Source organism: Polyangium fumosum (genome assembly GCF_005144585.1).
GTDB classification, from domain to species: domain Bacteria; phylum Myxococcota_A; class Polyangia; order Polyangiales; family Polyangiaceae; genus Polyangium; species Polyangium fumosum.
This window is the reverse complement of the sequence record NZ_SSMQ01000046.1, coordinates 85010-101510: the sequence shown is the minus strand read 5'-3', so window position 1 is coordinate 101510 and position 16501 is coordinate 85010. Positions and strand designations below refer to the sequence as shown.

Here is a 16501-nt window from a genome sequence, read left to right as displayed (position 1 = left end):
CCGCATGCCCGAACTCCTCCTGTGCCCACGCTTCCGCCGACGAGGCCACCTCTGCATCCAACATCTCCCTCGCTAAATGTCGTCAGAGGGGGGGAATGTACCGATCGGAGATGGAACCAATGCTCAGGCCAGGGGCTGGACCCAGGGTTGAAAAACTGCGCGGTGCGCAGTTTTTCAAACAGGCCGACGAAGAAGCCGGGGCGCCAGCCGAACCCGCAGCGCGGCTGTCTCAGTGGGCAACGTCGCTGCTGGTCTTGACCGGGCCTGTTCGATGAGCTGCGCACCGCGCAGTTCATCGAGCTTGGGTCCAGCCCCTGGCTGGTCCGGGTGCAGGGGCGGACAGCCCCTGCTGGGGCCTGGGGCAAAGCCCCAGCGAACCTTCCGTCAGGCGAGCACGACGGACGGGTTTGCCGCAGCGCTGGCCCGCTCGGCGCGCATCTTCGCGAGCTCGTCCTGATAGAGCTGCCGGAGCGACGCGATCTCGGCCGGGAGGGTCTCGGCGCTGAGCCCTGCCGTCGGCCGCGCTTTGAGCACGCGGATCCGCACGTGGCCCGGATCGCTCGTCCAGCGGCTCGGCGGGTGCAGATCAAACGCGCCGTCGATGACGACGGGCACGATGGGCGCGCCGCTGTCGATTGCCAGGAAAAACGCGCCCTTCTTGAAGGGGAGAAGCTCGTGGGTCTTCGCGCGCGTGCCTTCCGGCGAGATGAAGACCGTGAGCTTGTCGCGCTCCATGCGCTTGCAAGCGGCGGCCATCTGGCGGCGGCTCCGGGCGCTGTTGCGCCTGTCGAGAAAAACGAAACCGCAGAGGTACATCGTGAGGCCGAGGATCGGGTAGTAGAACATCTCGCGCTTGACCGCGGCGACGCTCCCGCTCGGCATGATCGACGCAATCAAAAACGAGTCGAGCAGCGACCCGTGGTTGAACGTCGCTATCTTCATGGTGTTGGGGTCGAGGTTCTCGGCGCCCTCGACGGAGACCGTGACCCGCGCCAGCCAGAGCATCGATCGCCCCCACGTCCGCACGATCCACGGCGACAACGTGCGTGAAAAAAGGCCCAAGGTCAGCAGCGTGATCGTCGAGCCCACGATCCCGATCCCGATCCCACACACCCAGCTCGCGAGGAGCTGCCAGAAGCGGCGCATCCGCGGATGCTTTCACGGATGCGAGGGCAAAAACACCAAGAACGGCATGGGTTGGCAAAAAAGTTACTTTGCCACGGCCTACGAATGAGGAGAGCGCGACCGACCCGAACCGGTACAACTCTCGCAAGGCGGCCGGGCGTGCGACAGAAGCAACCAGGAGGAGCTCGGCGGTCCATCGCGCTCGAGGCGTTCCGGCAGAGGGGGGCAACCATGGCAAGCAAGCAGCAGGCAGCCGATCAGCAAAGCCTGTTCACCGATGATTTGTTCTACTTCATCCTGAGGCTCCGAAAGTCCCGTATCCGGTCGGTCGCGGAGCGCGTGCGGCGCATGTATCCGGACGAGTCGCCGGAGCGGCAGGCGCGTCGTCTCATTGCATCGACCTCGGCGATTTCGTTTGCCGCGGGCGGCCTCGTTCATGCGCCCGCCGCCGTCCCTGGGTTCGGTATCGTGTACGAAGGCCTGGGGTTCGTCGCTGGCGCATCCATCCTTACCCGGATGCACCTTTACCTCGTCCTCGAAATAGCGCTGCTCTTCGGGAAGGACATCGACCAATCCGAGCGTGTGAAGGAGCTCGTGGCCGTGCTGGCGGCTTGTGCCGCCGGCGCCGCCGCGCCGGTGGCTGTCGCGCTGACGTTGAATCCGGCCTTCGCCGTGCCTGCGGGAGCGCTCGCCGCGACGGCCGTCACCCAGGCGATCGGGGAATCGGCGATCCGCCGTTACAAGCGCGCGACGGCGCCCGAGGCGGCCCCGGTCCCCGCGCCCGCGAGGGGATGACGCGGCCAAGCGCTTCGGCGAGGGATCCGCACCGGGAGGGAGAGCGGGCGAGAGGCTACGCCTGCTCTTTCCGCAGCACCAGGAGGCCGCGGGAGCGGTCGGAGGCGGAGTCCTTGTCGACGCAGGCTTTGTACATCCGCTCGACGGGGCACTTCCAGAAGCGGGTGTACTTGCGGGGATTGACGTCACCCACGGTGAGCTCGCCGGTCTCCGTGTCGTAGTCGGCCAGGAGCGCGAAGTGACCGCCGCCGAGCGCGGTGTCGTGCGCGATGTTGACGTTGAAGTTGAGCAGGTGGATGTCCTGCGGATCGGAGGCGGCGCGGGCCATCTCGTTCTTGAACCAAGAAAGCGTCGCCTCGGGCCGGTCGAAGTGCACCACCCGCACCGAGACGGGCAGCTTGCTGGTCCGCATCAGGCGCAGCGCCGTGTCGTAGGTCTCGGCCAGCGTCATCCCGTCGTCGAGCACCGACGAGACCGGCAGCCGCGTGGCGTAGAAGATGTCATCGATCGCCGTGGGAAAGCCGAGCACAGTGAGCCCGTAGGCCAGCGCCGTGACGTTGCAGCAGCGGATGGGCTGCTGGAACTCGACCATGCTGATGCGTTCGAGATCCTTCGACGACTTCGGCGATTCGATCATTTACGGTCTCCTCCGGCTGCGAACTCTGAAAAATAGATGGGAAGGCGCGCGAGTATCACGGAGCGGGGCCGTCGTCGTCAAGAGGCGCGCGCGCGGGGAGCGCACCCCGATGGAATCGAGTCGAAGCGGAGGTCCCTCGACCTCCGACAGGAGGTCCCTCGACCTCCGACAGGAGGCCGGTCCTCCCCGTCAGGAAGTCGTCGGCCTCTGCCCGGAAAGCCTCCACCTCCGCCCCGAGGTCGCCCTCCTCCGCCTGTTGATGCTCCACCCCCCGGAGGAGCGGACCCATCTCCCCCAAAGGGTGCCCCCCTCTCCCCCCGGAAAATCGTTCCTCTCCGCCAGGACGTCCCCCGCCTCCGCCACGACGTCGCCGACCGCCGGCAGGAGCGCATGTATCCCCGAAAGGACGTCCCCCGCCTCCGCCAGGAGCTCACCCACCGCCGCCCGCAGGTCGCCGCTCCCCTGCCTGTACCGCCTCTCCACCATTTTGTTGCCAAGGTGCGCATACCCCTACGGTTCCGACGTACACATCCGAGGGAACACCACTCAGGAGCAATCATGGCGCACGTACCTGCATCGCAATTTACAGGGAAACTTTCCATCGATGCCACCGCGGCCAAGGACATCCTCTTCGACCTGGCGCCGGGGGCCGGGCGAATGCTCAAGCACGCGCAGGAGGGGATCCAGGACGTCCTTATCGAGCTGCCCAGCGCGCTGACGAAGTACGCCGCGACGCTCGGCGTCTCGTTCGAGATCGTCGCGCGTATCGCGACCTCCACCACGAACATCAAGCTGCTCGAAGAGCAGCTCGGCGATGCCCGCAAGCTGGTCGAGGTCCTCGAAGAGAGCATCGCTTATCACGAGGATCAGCGCGAAGCCGAGTTCTCGCAGCTCGCCGAGACCGTCAAGCGCACCGCGGCCCGGAAGGACCCCACCGTCGAGGCTGCATTCGAAAAACTGCTGAAATACGTCGCGCAGGTCGGCGTCAAGGCCGCGGCCACCCGACGCAAGAACGAGGAGGCGGCCCGAGCCGCAGCGGGCAAGGCAGACGACCACACGCCCTGAATGCCGAGGGGGGGCGAGACCTTCGCCCCCCGCTCCCCCCATCAAAACAGCGTGAGCTGCTTCTTCCGCGGATCCGGCCCCTTCTTCGGCAAATCCGCCGTCTCCTCCGTGACGAGCCGCTCCTCGATCTCCCGCAGGAACGGCGAGGCCTCCGTCGCCGCGGGTTTGCCGTGGCGAACGCGTTCACGCGCGTAGGAGAGGAAGAGGCGCTCTCTCGCGCGCGTCATTCCCACGTAAAAGAGCCTGCGCTCCTCGGCCACGTCGGCCTCGTCCTCGCGGCCTTTGAATCGCAAGGGCAAGAGGCCGTCCTCGCAGCCCACGACGAGCACCACCCGGAATTCGAGGCCCTTCGAGGCGTGCAGCGTGAGCAGCGAGATCCGATCCGCCCGCGGATCCCAGGTGTCCACCTCCACCTCCAGCGCCACCTCCAGGCGAAACCGCTCGGCGTCCTCGCCCGATCGCGCTGCAATCGCGAGCAGCACCACGAGCGCCGCATCGACATCGGCCTCCCCGAACGCCGGCGCCTCCACGCCCTCCTCGGGCGCAGGCGCGAGCGGGGCCGTTTCCTCGGGCCCCTGCGGCGCCGCGATCTCCTCGCGCACGCGCGCCGCGGCCGTCTGGAGCGAAGGGCCGAGCGGCGCGCCCGGCGTGGAGGTCGCGACGAACGACCGCACGATGGCCATCGCGGCCGCCCGCTCCAGCACCCGATCGTGCGTGCGCCGCTGGAAGGGCATGCCCGAGCGGCGCAGCGCCTCGACGAGCGCGTGGGATTGCGCGTCGGTCCGGTACAGGATGGCCACGTCGCCGAAGGCGTGGGTCCCCTCCCCGTCCTCGGGCCCGACGCGGCCCGTATCCATGGAGAAGAGCGAGGTGCCGCCGACGAGGCGCTCGATCACGTGCACGACCCACTCGGCCTCGGCGCGCTCGGTCCGCGCCTCGTGCGTCACGATGCGGCTCCGATCCTCGATGAGCGGGCGGAGCACACGCTCGCCGACCGTCGGCGAGGGCGCGATGACGCCAAGGGCCGCATCGACGATCGTGCGTGTGGAGCGATAGTTCTTGCCGAGGCGCACCACGCTCGCGGCGGGATAATCCTCCCGGAACCGGAAGAAAAACGAGACGTCCGAGCCGCGGAACCCATAAATGGCCTGGTCCGGATCGCCGATCGCGCAGACGTTCTGCGGCTCGCCCGCGAGGAGGAGCAAGAGACGGTATTGCCGTTCGTCCACGTCCTGGAATTCGTCGACCGAGACGTGCACGAATCGCTCGCGCAAGGCCACGAGCACGTCGGGGCGGGATTCGAGGAGCTCCACCGCGAGCGTGACGAGGTCGTCGAAATCGACGAGGCTCCGCGCCGCGAGCCCCTCCTCGTACGCGGCCCAGGCGCGGTCGAGGTCGCTGCCCGGGGGATACTCGTCCGGGGGACGTTGCAAGGCCTCGGCCCGGCGCGCCACGCGCCGCTTCCATCGTGAGATCGCTGCACAAAGCTGCGTGGCTTTGCGTTCGGTCACGGAGAGCGCCTGCGCCACGAGCTGGACCCGCTCGCGCTCCCCCGCGATGCCGATCTCCGCGCGGTCGCCGTATTCACGCAGGATCAGGAGCCCGAGCGCGTGGAACGTCATCGCCGGCACGCGCGCGCCCACGTCGCCGAGCAGGACCACGAGCCGCTCGCGCATCTCGTCGGCCGCGCGGCGCGTGAACGTGATCGCCAGGATTCGCTCGGGCAAGATGCCCTGATCCTGGACGAGATGCGCGATCCGATGCGTGAGCGTGCGGGTTTTTCCCGTGCCCGGCCCCGCGACCACGAGGAGCGGCCCCCGTACGACCTCGGCCGCCGCGCGTTGATCGGGATCGAGGCCGTCGAGGAGCGAGGGAGGGGCCTCCGGTGTCGTGGGCTCGACCCGCGGCGCGAACAGCGACACCGCGGGCCCCTCTTCCGTGCCTTTTTTCTTGCGGCCAGGTTTGTCGGCGGCGGCGGCGCGCGCCGGCTTTTTCGAAGGCGGCGTCGGGCGCGGTTCGTCCTCGAAGAGCAGCGCGACCACGGGGCGGCGCTTGATCTCGTCCGGCGAAAAGAGCCGGATCGTCCCGTATTCGCCGTCGTAGCCGGCGTCGCGAATCACGCGCCCCGCGCGCATCCGCGCGATCCCCTCCGACAAGAGCGACGAGCCCGCCCGCGTGATGTCTTCGAGCGGCGCCTCCTCCAGAATGAAGAGCTCCGGCCCGAGCCGGGAGAGCAGCCCCCGGTAGCTCTGCTCCACGACCTGGCTCGACGGCCCCACGGACGAGAGCTCGGCGAGGACCTCCGGCAGCGGCACGACGCTGCGAAAATCGGGGGCGTTCTCCGGCCTGTACCCCTCGTCGCGATCGGCGAGCGTCTCGACACGGCTCAAGACGCCCACCGTGACGGGCCGCCCGCAGGCCGGACAAAGCTCGCCGCGCGCGAGTGTCTCCGAGGGTTCGAGGCGCACGCCGCACGCCCGGTGCCCGTCGAGGTGGTATTTGCCCTCCTCGGGGAAAAACTCCATCGTCCCGACGAACCCCTCGCCCGTCTCCAGGGCGCGGCGGAGCGAGAAGTAATCGATCGGACCGTCGAAGACCGTGGTCTCGCGCCCGAGCTTGGGCGGCGAATGCGCGTCCGAGCTCGACACGAGGCGGTAGCGGTCGAGCCGGGAGAGCCGCCAGTTCATCGCCGGGTCCGAGGACAAACCGGTCTCCAGGGCGAAGACGTGGGGCGCGAGGTCCCCGTAACACTCCTCGACCGCGTCGAACCCGGCCTTCGAGCCGAGCACGGAGAACCAAGGCGTCCAGATGTGCGCCGGCACGAGGTAACTGCCCGGGCCCGACGCGAGCACCATCTCGAGGAGGTGCCGCGCGTCGAGGCCGAGGATGGGCCGGCCGTCGGCGCTCAAGTTGCCCACGCGGGCGAGCGCCGCGACGAACCGCTCGGCGGCTTCGAAATCGGGCACGTAGACGAGGTGATGCACCTTCCGGACGCGATCGCCTTTCTTGTAAATGGTCGAGATCTCGACCGAGAGCATGAAGCGCACGGTCCCTCGGCAAGGGCCTTCGAGCCGCGCCGAGACGGCCTGCTCGATGTCGCTTTGCAGCCGAAAAAGCCCTGGTTCAGCCGGCACGAGCTTCTGCTTGAGCTCCGCCATCCACGCCGGATGCGTGAAATCCCCGGTGCCGACGACGGTGATCCCCTTGCGCCGCGCCCACCAGGCGAGGTGAAACAGATCACAATCGGAACTCGTGGCACGAGAGTATCGCGAGTGGACGTGGAGGTCCGCGTGGTATCGCATGTTTGTCCTTCGGGAACCCCTTACGCCGCACTTAGTCGAGATCCACGGCTTCGTCAAGCCATGGGTGTTCGAAATGGTTTGGCACCTGGAACCCCAGGTTTGGCCCCATGGAACCGGCGGCCGCGGCGGTTTCCCGGACGGACCGGTCGCTCCCGACGTTGGCGCGCAGCGGACGAGGACGACGAGGGCCGTTGTGAAAGGCGCGCTTCCCTGGTACGCACGAAAGGAGGTCCGGATGAGCGACGATCGATACCACCGCCGCCTCTTCTTGTTCCTCGGCGTGGCGAGCTTCTTCGAGGGGTTCGACACGTTCGCCCTCACACAGCTCCTGCCCGCGATCCGCGCCGAAATGGGCCTCTCGCCGAGCGACGCGGGGTGGCTCGTCGGGGCGATCTGCGCCGGCTCGATCCTCTCCTACGGCCTCGTCCGGTACGCCGACCGCGCCGGGCGGCGCGGCGTCCTCGCCTTCACGATCCTCGGGTACGCCGTCTGCACCGCGCTCACCGCGCTCGCCCGCGGGCCGTTCACGTTCGGCGCCGCGCAGATCGCCGCGCGGTTTTTCCTCATCGCGGAGTGGGCCCTCTCCCTCGTCGTCGCCGCCGAGGAGTTCCCCGCCGATCGCCGCGGCCTGTACATCGGCGTCATCAATGCGCTGACCGGCGTCGGCGCGATCGTCTGCGCGGGGATCACGCCCGCGGTGATCAGCTCCCCCCTCGGCTGGCGCGGCATCTACGTGCTCGGGACGGCGCCGCTCTTCCTGCTCGCCGTCGCGAGGCGATCCCTGCGCGAGACACGCCGCTTCACCGAGCAGGTCGAGGGCACGAGCCTCGCGAAGAGGCCGTTCACGCAGATCCTGTCCCCGCCCCATCGAAACCGGATGCTGCTGCTCGCGGTGATCTGGATGCTCACCTACGCGTGCACCACGAACGCGATCATGTTCTGGAAAGAGCACGCGATGGGGGAACGTGGCTTCACGGAGGGGCGCGTGGGGCTTTACATCTCGATCGCCGCCATCGCCGGGCTGCCGCTCGCATTCATCTCCGCGAAGCTGCTCGACACCCTCGGCCGACGCGGCGCCGCCGTCCTCATTTATCTCTCGGTCGTGGCGGGCACGGCCGGTTGTTATCTCGGCAGCTCCTCGGCGGTCGTCCTGATCTCGCTCGTGTTCGCGATGGGCGGCATCACCGCGACGGCCTCCGTGCTCGCCGCCTACAACACGGAGCTCTTTCCCACGGAGCTGCGCAGCGACGCTTTCGGGTGGTCGAACCACCTCTTCGGCCGGACCGCCCAATGCGTCACCCCCGTCCTCGTCGGGTACGCCGCCGAATCCGTGGGATGGGCCAAGGCCGTGTCTTCCACCGTCGTCTTCCCGGCGCTCGCCCTCGCCCTGATCCTCCTCACGATGCCGGAGACGCGCGGTCGCGAGCTGGAAGATATCGCCTGAATCGCGTGCTATCGTGCGCGCATGGCCGACGCGCCCGATCCCCCCGCGGAGACGAGCCCCCCCGGGCGAGGTGAATTCAAAGTCCAGACCTATGGCCCGGCCACGCGGGCGCTCGCGGTGGCGTTGCGCCTCGCCGCCCTCCTCAACGTCCTTTACGTCGCCGCGCACATCGCCACCGATATCGTGACCGGATCGAGGACCGCGCCGCCGCTCGCCGTCGCGCTCGGCATCACGTTGTTCTCCGGCGGCCCCCTCCTCCTCGCGCTGCTCCTCGGCCGAATCCATCGCGGCAAGGTCAAGATCGAGGCCCACACGCTCGCGCTCACGCTGCGCCGGGAGCGATTCGAGATTCCCTTCGATTCCATCCAGGCCATCCGTCCGTGGCGCGTGCCGCTGCCCGGTTCGGGCCTCCGGCTCGTGCTCGGCTCGAATCGCTCGTTCCAGCGCCGCCTCGTGCTCCGTGATCCCGCGCGTTTGCTCTCGGCCCTCGGCGAACACCTCCCCGCGGCCCGCGCCACGCTCGATCACCCCGCCCTTCGTTTCGCGGAGGCGCGGCGCACGCACGGCCGAAGGAGCTTGCTTTACCTGGTGGCGAAATACGGGCTGATCCCGCTCGCCCTGGCGATCGTCCTTTTCCGCCTGCACCAGTACATCATGTATGGCGGGCCCTTCGGGCAATATCACCTCTTCGGCCTCGGCCCGTACCTCGGCGCCTTCCTCATGCGATGGGTGGGCGTGCTCGGCGCGCTCGTCGTGTACGCGGGCCTCGTGCGTATCGTCGTGGAGGTGGTCGCGCTCGGCGCGACGTACCTGCTCCCCCTTCGCGCGAAGGGCCTGCGCCGCGCCGCGGAAATCCTCACGGACATCGCGTATTTCGTGCTGATCCCGGCATACGTCCTCGTGCACCTGCTCGCCTGATGCGGCGACCCCTGATAGCCTCGGGGCCATGGGTGAAACGACGGAAGGTCCGTACCGCGTTGCCTCGCCCGGGAGGCCCCATGGGCCCGAGGCGGAGGCCGCGGCCGCGTCGGAGCTCGCGCGGCGGGCCATGCGCCTGAACAAGCTCGTCATCGTGCCCTGCATCCTCCTCGGGCTCGGGCTCGGCATCGTGGGGTATTTCCTGCTGCGCCAGCTCCAACTCGAGCTCATCGGGCGGCACATCCCGTGGGTCACGGGCGTGCTCGGCGTGGCGGGGCCGCTGAGCGGGTCGTTTTACGTCGCCGCGCGCGTGTCGGCGTTCCTCATGGCGCGGCGGCGGGGCCCGTGGATCGAGGACGTCGCGGCGCGGTACGGGGTTCCGGTCGAGGCGCTCGAGGATTACGTGGCTTTGCTCTGAACCACCACGCGTGCCCGAGGAGGAGCGCCGCGAGCGTGAGCAACGCAGGCGCGCGCAGGTGCCCGAACGCGACCATCGGCGTCACGAGACGTGTGCCACGCGGGACGTCAGCGGCGAGCGTGTCCTCTTCGTCGAAGCGTGTCCGCGCGAGGATTTCGCCGTCGGGCGCGACGACGGCCGAAATGCCGGAGTTCGTGGCGCGGACCTGCGGCAGGCGTGTCTCGATGCTGCGGAACGCGGCGGAGACGAGGTGAAGCCTCGGGGCACGCCCGTCCGGAAACCATGAGTCGTTCGAAAGCGTGACGATGAGATCCGCGCCCTTCGCCGCGGCCTCGGCGACGAACCCGGGGAAAAGGACGTCGTAACAGATGAGCGGCAGCGCGGTGAGGGCTTCGTGCCCGGACGAACCCACCCGCACGACCTCCGGTCCCGGCCCCCGCTTCCAGTGCCCCGCCCAGGGCATCATGCTGCGCAGCGAGGGAGAATCGAGCACCGGCGGGACCCACTCGGTGAATGGAAACAGCATGTGCTTGCGGTACGAGGCGCGCTGCACCTTGCCGTTCGCGTCGTTCGTCAGAAAAAACGCCGCGTTGAACTCGTCGTCCCCTTCGCTCTCGTACGATCCGAAGACCAGCGGGACGCCCGTCTTCGCCACGTATGCGCCGATTTCCTCGTCGAAGGCCGCGCCTGCTTCGCTCTTCGGCGCGCCGAACGTCGTCGGATAGACGGTCTCGGGCCAGACGAGGAGGTCGAGTCGTTTCTGGATGCGAATCATGTCGGAGAGCTTGACGTGCGCGTCGAGAATCGTGCGGACCGTCTCGAAGGCGCCCTTCTCGGCGCGGAGTTTGTCGTAACTCGTGATGTTCGCCTGGACAATCCCGACCGCGATCGGAGGGCTGCCGTTCGTCTCGGCGAGCGCCGCGCGCCGCGCGCCGCCAACCCCCACGCCGGCGAGGACGGCGAGGACGGCGAGGGCCGCGGGCGCGGCCGGAGGGTCGAATCCGCGCGCCTTGGGCGCACGCGCGAGGCGCACGATCGAGAGCGCGAGGCCCTCGTTCACGAGGAGCAGGAGGAAGGAGAGCCCGTGCGCGCCGACGATCTCGGCCCCCTGGCGCAACGACGCGGCCGGGTGGAGGCCAAGCCCCACGGTATCGAAAAAGAGCTTGGGGAAGACGAGCTCGACGCCGACGTACGCGGCCGCGGCCGCGAGGGCGGCCCGGAGCGCGGGGTGCGGCCTGTCGGCGCGGCGCACGGCGAGGCGCACGAGGGCAAACACCACGAATTGGGGTTCGAGCACGGGCGCGAGGAGCAAAAAGAGGGGCCAGACGAGGCTCGGCGAGGTGCCCGCGTACGAGGCCGCGGTTTCGGGGAACCAGGGAAACACGAGCGCCACGGAGAACACGCTCATCCCGAGGCCCGAGAAGAGCGCGTCGCGAAAACGCTCGGCGCGTTCGAGCGTGAGGAGCCAGGGTACGAACGTGACGAAACACGCGAGGTACGACGCGCCCGCCGTGCGGCTGCAAACGCCGAGCAGATACGCCGAGGCGAACGCGCCGAGCGCGAGGACGAGGAGCCGATCCCGGAGGCGCTTCGAGGTCCAGAACCGGCGCAGGCGCTTCGGGAGGGGGCGCGCGCTCATGGCTCTTCGTCCGCGGATTTGTCTTCCTCGACGCCGGTTTGTCCGGGATCGGCATTCGAAGGGGGGCCCTGTTCGTCGCGGTCCGCGTAGGCGTCCGCCGGGACCTCCAGGGTGGCGAGGGGCAAACCCTCCGGGGCCATGTTCGGCGGGACGACACGATCGGTCGGAAGGGGGATCACCTTGCCGCTCGCGTCGACGAGCTCGTAATCGGGGTGGTAGAGCAAGATGGCTTCGAGCATCTGGCCCTTGTCGGTCGCCTGGTAATGCCGCACGTAGCCGGGCGGCAGCGGAAAATCGTCGGGGACGACGAGGCCCTGCTTGATCCGTTTCGTCCCGGGCGCGGGGAACGCGTGAATGCCCGTCTTGCCTTTGGCTGCGGCCCCGGCAGGATCGGCGCCCTCCTCGGCAATCACGTCCGAATCGTCGGACGCGGAAGGTTCGTCCGGGGAATCCTCGGCTTCCGGATCCGGATCCTCGGTGCCGATCGCGCGGGTCTTCGGCGTGGTGTCCGCCGCGGGGGCGGCTCGCGCGGCCAAACGGAGCGTCGGCGCGCCCTGGGGTCGCGCGGGTGCGCGGGCCTCGGTGGTTTGTCCGGATTTCGCCGTCGCACCCGAAGCCACCTCGGCGGGCGTCTCTGTGGTCCATTTCCACGACAGAAACGCGAGGACCCCTGCCGCGACGAGGCCGAGGGCGATCGGCCCGAGGGGAAGACCGCCCCGCCGGAGCTCGACATGAACGACGCCGTCCCGGTCGACGGACCGGCGGACGGCTCCACGCGAGCGTTCGGCGGGGCGATGGTTCGTCATGGATCGATCAGGGGGCGAGCGGATGGAAGAGCGCGTGCGCCCAGCCCGCGCGCTCATGGCCGAACCGGTTCCAGATCGGGTTCTTGCCGCCCACGATCTGCGCGCCCGAGTACTCCGGCGCGCCCGAGCCGGAGCCCGTGCCGCCGAGGAGGCCCACGTAAATGGTGGCGCCCGAGTACGTGGGGTGCGTGTTGTCGGAGAGGATGTAGTCGAAGCTCGTGCCTGCGCTCTCGTAATGGCTGTTCGCGTCCCGGATCGTGCCGCGCAGCGTGCTCGTGATACGTTTCACGTACGCCTCCTCGGTTTCGCCCGGGATGTAGCGGAGGCCGTCGACGTCGACCTTCCCGTCGCCGTTGGAATCGTAGTCGGCGCCCATGTACTCCGCGAACGCGTCGACGCAGTCGAAGCCATACTGCGCCGCGAACTTGCATGCGCGGTAATTGCTGCGCGCCAGGCGCGGGAACATGGCGTCTTGCTTGTTGATCTTCTGCCCCGTCGACGCCTCCGTGCAGCTCGACATGCCGTTGTCGGCGTCGTAGCCCGGATAGTAGAGGTTCATGATCATCTTCTTCTTCGTCGCGGCGTTCGCGTTCGCGTTGATGAACTGCATCGCGAGCTCCTGGTACTTGGTACAGTTCGCGAGCGCGGTGTCGAGGACGCCGTAGTTACACGTGCCGCTCTGGTCGGCGAAGCTGTCGCGCGCCTGCAAGAAGTCGTTGCCGCACATCTCGAACGTGACGACGCGCGTGTTCGCCGCCTGCATGTGCGACTTCTCGTTGACGATCTTGTTGTTGTAGATGTCGTCGGCCTTCGCGCCCGACTTCGTGCGGCGGATGACCTCGATGTCGCTGTTCCAGCTATTCGAGAGATATTCACCCTGGACCCACGTGGCGGCGCGCTTGTCGACGTTCGAAAGGCTTCCGTTGTAGCCGGCGAAGATGGAGTCGCCGTACGCGACGACGCGATATTTTGCCGTCGTGCCCGCGCGGTCGATCGTCCACGAGCTGTTCTGCGTCAATGTATTGGCCAACGCTTCGCGGCCGCCCAGCAGGATCCCGAGCGAAAGAACGGCCTGGCCGAGGCGAACGGTCGCAGAATTGCAAAGGGTGCGCATGACATTCCTCTCCTTCTGTTCGCCGGCGGGACGCCGGCGAGCCTTCCCGGTGCGCCGCAGGCGGAACTTGCCGCCAGAGGCGAGGCGACCCTCGAAAAGGAGACGAGCCCCGCGCGAAACACGCGCAGGCGTCGCCCAACGATTCACTCGTGAATCGAACAAGAAAGCCGAGGAGCGCCGGCGCGTGGACACGGGAAACCACGGGCCGGCGCTCATTCAAGAACGAAAAGCCAGGAATGTCAACGCTCGAAATGCAATGGATTGCGTGAGGTTGCCATGGGCTCGCGCGCGACCACCGCGTAACTCCCGACGCATTGCGAAATGGAGCCGCGCCCCTTCGCTGCTACACTGCGCGTCGTGCCCGATCCCTCATCCGAGCGCTCGCCCTCTCCCCTCAAGAAGATCCTGGGCTCGCTCCTCGGCCCGTATCGGCTCCTCGCCTACCTCGTGGCCACGACGCTCGCCGTCGCGCTCGTCGTGTACGGGCCGAAGCTTCTGTTCCCACCGCCAGAGCACGTGATCACGGAGCGGCCGACACCGTCCCTGCTCACGGCGATCCGCGAGGTGTCACGGCTGGAGACAGCCGAGGTGCACGTGGAGAAGGTCGTCGACCTGACCGACCGGCAGAGCGCGTTCTTCGGGCTCGTCGAGGCGAAAGACGCGCTCCTGCTCGTCGCGGTCGGGCGCGCGGTCGTCGGCGTGGATCTCGGCAAGATGCGCGAGACGGACGTGGCGTTTGATCCGAAGACGGGCAGCGCGCGGATCGATCTGCCCGAGCCGGAGGTGCTCTCCGCGTCGCTCGACGAGGACGGGACGTACGTGTTCGCGCGGTCGACGGATCTGCTCGCGAAGCGGAACGAACAGCTCGAAGCGAGCGCGCGCAGGCAAGCGCAACGCGCGATCGAGGCCGCCGCGCGGAGCCCCGACGTGATGGGCCGCGCGCGGGCGCAGGCCGAGAAGCAGGTGTCGGCGCTGGCGCGGGCGCTCGGCGCGAAGCAGGTCGAGGTGCGGTTCCGATCCGGAGATCGGTGAAGTCAAGCCACGAGGCGCAGGCTCGCCTCGAACGCTTCCTCACGAGCGATTCGCTCGACGTCGGCGGCGGGCCCCCCGAACGCGCGCGCCTCGGCGTCCTCCGCACCGACCTCGGCGGGCGCGGAAAGGCGCGCCTCCTCGAACGATCGCCGTCGCTCCACGCTCTCCATCAGCGCATCCCGGACCGGCTTGCCTCCGGCGGAAAGACAAAACGCGACGATTCGCTCCGAGAGATCCGCATGGCCCTGCTCGTCGCGGGCGATCACGGAGAGCGCCTCGCGCGCGGGCTCGTCCGTCGTGTCGCGCAGCGCGCGCCGTGCCTCGGCCGCCGCCGCGCCCTCGCCGACGCAGCCGTCCCAAAACGAGTCGAGGGCGAGCCTGCGGAGGAGGGAGGAGAGGTCTCGATCGGTATTCTGGGGCGTAGGCGGGAGCAACGGCGAGAGGCGCGCCGACGACCATTCGTTCGCGAGCACCGCGCAAAGCGCGGTGTGCGTCGCCTCCTCCTTCGCGGAGACGAGCGCCCGCGAGATCAGGGCGGCCGGCGCGCCCGCGCGCGAGAGATCACGGGCGAGGGCGAGAAACGCCGGGACCGACGCGCATTCCGCGCTCACCGTGCGCGCCCAGTGGGAGAGCAGCCGCTCCCGCGCGCCGCGCGAGAGGGCGCGCCCCTTCGTCCTCGGCCGCGTGGGATCGCGCGGCCCGACGAGCAGCGGCGCGAGGGTCGCCTCCGCGTTCGGCTCCGGGCGCAGCGGGCGGCCCGAGACCACCTGGAAGCATTGGACGAAAAGGCAGGGCCCAGGCCCCCGGATGTCGCCTCCGACGATGAACTCGCTCTGCATCCCCTGCGTGACGGCGATGCTTCCTCGGAACGAGGGGCCCGTCTCCAGAACGAGGGGGTTGAAGAGCGGTACGATGCCGAGGTGGATCCCGACGCCGCCCGGCTCCTTGCCCTCCGTCGACTTCGTGCGGATGGTGGCGCCGAACTCCGTGTCGAGGTCCAGGACCACCTGGCTGAGCAGGTTCGCATGCGCGCCGAACGCGAAACGACCCGCGCCGCCGAGCAAATACGTGCCTTGAAAAAAAGCGCCGAGCCCGACGTGCGCGTCGTGCGGAAATCCATCCGGTGCGTCCTGGTAGTACGTGTACCGCAGGTCGCCACCAATGCCGAACGCAGCTCGCGCGCCTATCGAATACGACAGCGTAAGGCCCACCGACATGCCGTGCGCGCCGTCGCTGCCCAGCGCCGCGGACGGCACCAGCGTCACGGCGCCCGCTATCGCGAGCGCGCCAAGAGTCGAGGGAATCACGGGAAAAGAATGCTGCATACAAGCCTCCAAGAAAGCTCTGGTGTCCTGGCACCCAAGTTCATTGGATAACGGTCCGCGGCGTGGCTGTCGAGCGTTGCCCTACGGCTCGCGCTCTGCCCCATCCCCATCCCGACGTGACATTGACGAACGGCTGGCCAGCGCCTCTCCATGTCTGGCAGCACGCGGCGCGCGGCTCCCCCCCACCCTCCGTCAACCCGGTCGCTTCCCCACGTACGCCCGCGCGCGCACGACGCCGCGCTCGTGGAGCGGCACGATCGAGGGCGCGAAGCCGGCCTTGCGTAGCTCGGCGAGGAAGGTGTCGGCGGGATACCCGCTCCACACGGCGTAGGCGCCGCCGGGCCGGAGCGCGTCAAACGCGAGGCGCAAGCCCGCCTGCGTGTAGAGGCGCGCGTTCGTTCGGAACGACGCCCAGCCTGGGCCGTTGTCGACGTCGAGCAGGATGGCGTCGAGGTCCGAACGACGGCCGATCTCCTCGGCGACGTCGGCGTGCACGAGCTCGACACGCGGATCGTCGAGCACGCCCGGGGCCACGTGCGCAAGCTCGCCGCGCACGATCTCCGCCACGGCGCGCAGTTTCTCCACCACGATGACGCGCGTCTCGGGGCCCACGGCCGCGAGCGCCGCGGCGAGCGTCGCGCCGAACCCGAGCCCGCCGATCAGGATCGACGCGGGTGAACGGTCGTTCCGTACGACCCCGGCGAGGGCGCCGAACGTACGTTCGGTTTCCAAGGCTTTGCTGGAAAGGATGGGAGTTTGGCCGAGCAGGAGCTCGTGATGCGTGCCGAGATCACGGAGCACGAGCGTCTGACCGGCCTCTTCGAGGACACGAACGACAGCAACCACCCCCGGAGTTTACCCCGCGCGGACGATTTCTCGTA

General features: G+C 68.6%; 14 protein-coding genes. 6 read left to right on the top strand and 8 right to left on the bottom strand.

The window, feature by feature from the left end; all coding sequences use genetic code 11:
• Window positions 1-384: 384 nt before the first annotated feature.
• On the bottom strand, window positions 385-1146 hold the full coding sequence (locus tag E8A74_RS34370) for a lysophospholipid acyltransferase family protein (RefSeq protein WP_136933301.1): 762 nt from the start codon (window positions 1144-1146) through the stop codon (window positions 385-387).
• 210 nt (window positions 1147-1356) lie between these two features.
• Between E8A74_RS34370 and E8A74_RS34365 the strand changes: the two genes are divergently transcribed.
• On the top strand, window positions 1357-1920 hold the full coding sequence (locus E8A74_RS34365; RefSeq protein WP_136933300.1) for a hypothetical protein: 564 nt from the start codon (window positions 1357-1359) through the stop codon (window positions 1918-1920).
• Window positions 1921-1975: 55 nt separating this feature from the next.
• Here E8A74_RS34365 and E8A74_RS34360 read toward each other — a convergent pair whose 3' ends face one another.
• Complete coding sequence (locus tag E8A74_RS34360; protein WP_136933299.1) at window positions 1976-2557, bottom strand: phytochelatin synthase family protein; 582 nt, start codon at window positions 2555-2557, stop codon at window positions 1976-1978.
• 558 nt (window positions 2558-3115) lie between these two features.
• Between E8A74_RS34360 and E8A74_RS34350 the strand changes: the two genes are divergently transcribed.
• A complete protein-coding gene (locus E8A74_RS34350) occupies window positions 3116-3622 on the top strand; it encodes a hypothetical protein (protein WP_136933298.1) in 507 nt (168 codons plus the stop codon).
• 41 nt (window positions 3623-3663) lie between these two features.
• On the opposite strand, the gene E8A74_RS34345 is transcribed toward E8A74_RS34350, so the two are convergent.
• The gene (locus tag E8A74_RS34345) at window positions 3664-6924 is read right to left on the bottom strand and encodes a UvrD-helicase domain-containing protein (RefSeq protein ID WP_136933297.1); all 3261 of its coding nucleotides are present in this window, start codon (window positions 6922-6924) and stop codon (window positions 3664-3666) included.
• A 235-nt stretch (window positions 6925-7159) separates the two neighbouring features.
• Here E8A74_RS34345 and E8A74_RS34340 point away from each other — a divergent pair, with 235 nt between their 5' ends.
• From E8A74_RS34340 to E8A74_RS34330, 3 genes are read left to right on the top strand one after another with little or no spacing between them, the layout of a single operon-like run.
• On the top strand, window positions 7160-8368 hold the full coding sequence (locus E8A74_RS34340; protein ID WP_136933296.1) for an MFS transporter: 1209 nt from the start codon (window positions 7160-7162) through the stop codon (window positions 8366-8368).
• A gap of 21 nt (window positions 8369-8389) precedes the next feature.
• Window positions 8390-9286: a hypothetical protein gene (locus E8A74_RS34335; protein ID WP_136933295.1), complete on the top strand. Its 897-nt coding sequence runs from the start codon at window positions 8390-8392 to the stop codon at window positions 9284-9286.
• A gap of 28 nt (window positions 9287-9314) precedes the next feature.
• The gene (locus E8A74_RS34330; protein WP_136933294.1) at window positions 9315-9704 is read left to right on the top strand and encodes a hypothetical protein; all 390 of its coding nucleotides are present in this window, start codon (window positions 9315-9317) and stop codon (window positions 9702-9704) included.
• Here E8A74_RS34330 and lnt read toward each other — a convergent pair.
• From lnt to E8A74_RS34320, 3 genes are read right to left on the bottom strand one after another with little or no spacing between them, the layout of a single operon-like run.
• Window positions 9610-11343, bottom strand: a complete 1734-nt coding sequence (gene lnt / locus E8A74_RS34325) for an apolipoprotein N-acyltransferase (RefSeq protein WP_170229584.1) — start codon at window positions 11341-11343, stop codon at window positions 9610-9612. The two genes, E8A74_RS34330 and lnt, sit on opposite strands and share 95 nt — an antisense overlap.
• On the bottom strand, window positions 11340-12149 hold the full coding sequence (locus tag E8A74_RS53050) for a hypothetical protein (protein ID WP_170229583.1): 810 nt from the start codon (window positions 12147-12149) through the stop codon (window positions 11340-11342). The genes lnt and E8A74_RS53050 overlap by 4 nt, the downstream gene beginning before the upstream one ends.
• 7 nt (window positions 12150-12156) lie before the next feature.
• Window positions 12157-13263, bottom strand: a complete 1107-nt coding sequence (locus E8A74_RS34320; protein ID WP_232379884.1) for an SGNH/GDSL hydrolase family protein — start codon at window positions 13261-13263, stop codon at window positions 12157-12159.
• Window positions 13264-13620: 357 nt separating this feature from the next.
• Here E8A74_RS34320 and E8A74_RS34315 point away from each other — a divergent pair, with 357 nt between their 5' ends.
• Window positions 13621-14295: a DUF4230 domain-containing protein gene (locus E8A74_RS34315; RefSeq protein WP_232379883.1), complete on the top strand. Its 675-nt coding sequence runs from the start codon at window positions 13621-13623 to the stop codon at window positions 14293-14295.
• A 2-nt stretch (window positions 14296-14297) separates the two neighbouring features.
• Here the strand turns inward: E8A74_RS34315 and E8A74_RS34310 are convergent, their stop codons facing one another.
• Window positions 14298-15602, bottom strand: a complete 1305-nt coding sequence (locus E8A74_RS34310) for a hypothetical protein (protein ID WP_170229582.1) — start codon at window positions 15600-15602, stop codon at window positions 14298-14300.
• 210 nt (window positions 15603-15812) lie between these two features.
• Window positions 15813-16466 (bottom strand): polyamine aminopropyltransferase, encoded by a 654-nt coding sequence (locus E8A74_RS34305; protein ID WP_136933290.1) that lies wholly within the window; start codon window positions 16464-16466, stop codon window positions 15813-15815.
• Between the last annotated feature and the right edge of the window lie 35 nt (window positions 16467-16501).

Excerpts from the sequence above, each read along its gene's own strand:
- E8A74_RS34370 (WP_136933301.1), bottom strand. The coding sequence starts at position 1,146 with ATGCGCCGCTTCTGGCAGCTCCTCGCGAGCTGGGTGTGTGGGATCGGG.
- E8A74_RS34365 (WP_136933300.1), top strand. The coding sequence starts at position 1,357 with ATGGCAAGCAAGCAGCAGGCAGCCGATCAGCAAAGCCTGTTCACCGAT.
- E8A74_RS34360 (WP_136933299.1), bottom strand. The coding sequence starts at position 2,557 with ATGATCGAATCGCCGAAGTCGTCGAAGGATCTCGAACGCATCAGCATG.
- E8A74_RS34350 (WP_136933298.1), top strand. The coding sequence starts at position 3,116 with ATGGCGCACGTACCTGCATCGCAATTTACAGGGAAACTTTCCATCGAT.
- E8A74_RS34345 (WP_136933297.1), bottom strand. The coding sequence starts at position 6,924 with ATGCGATACCACGCGGACCTCCACGTCCACTCGCGATACTCTCGTGCC.
- E8A74_RS34340 (WP_136933296.1), top strand. The coding sequence starts at position 7,160 with ATGAGCGACGATCGATACCACCGCCGCCTCTTCTTGTTCCTCGGCGTG.
- E8A74_RS34335 (WP_136933295.1), top strand. The coding sequence starts at position 8,390 with ATGGCCGACGCGCCCGATCCCCCCGCGGAGACGAGCCCCCCCGGGCGA.
- E8A74_RS34330 (WP_136933294.1), top strand. The coding sequence starts at position 9,315 with ATGGGTGAAACGACGGAAGGTCCGTACCGCGTTGCCTCGCCCGGGAGG.
- lnt (WP_170229584.1), bottom strand. The coding sequence starts at position 11,343 with ATGAGCGCGCGCCCCCTCCCGAAGCGCCTGCGCCGGTTCTGGACCTCG.
- E8A74_RS53050 (WP_170229583.1), bottom strand. The coding sequence starts at position 12,149 with ATGACGAACCATCGCCCCGCCGAACGCTCGCGTGGAGCCGTCCGCCGG.
- E8A74_RS34320 (WP_232379884.1), bottom strand. The coding sequence starts at position 13,263 with ATGCGCACCCTTTGCAATTCTGCGACCGTTCGCCTCGGCCAGGCCGTT.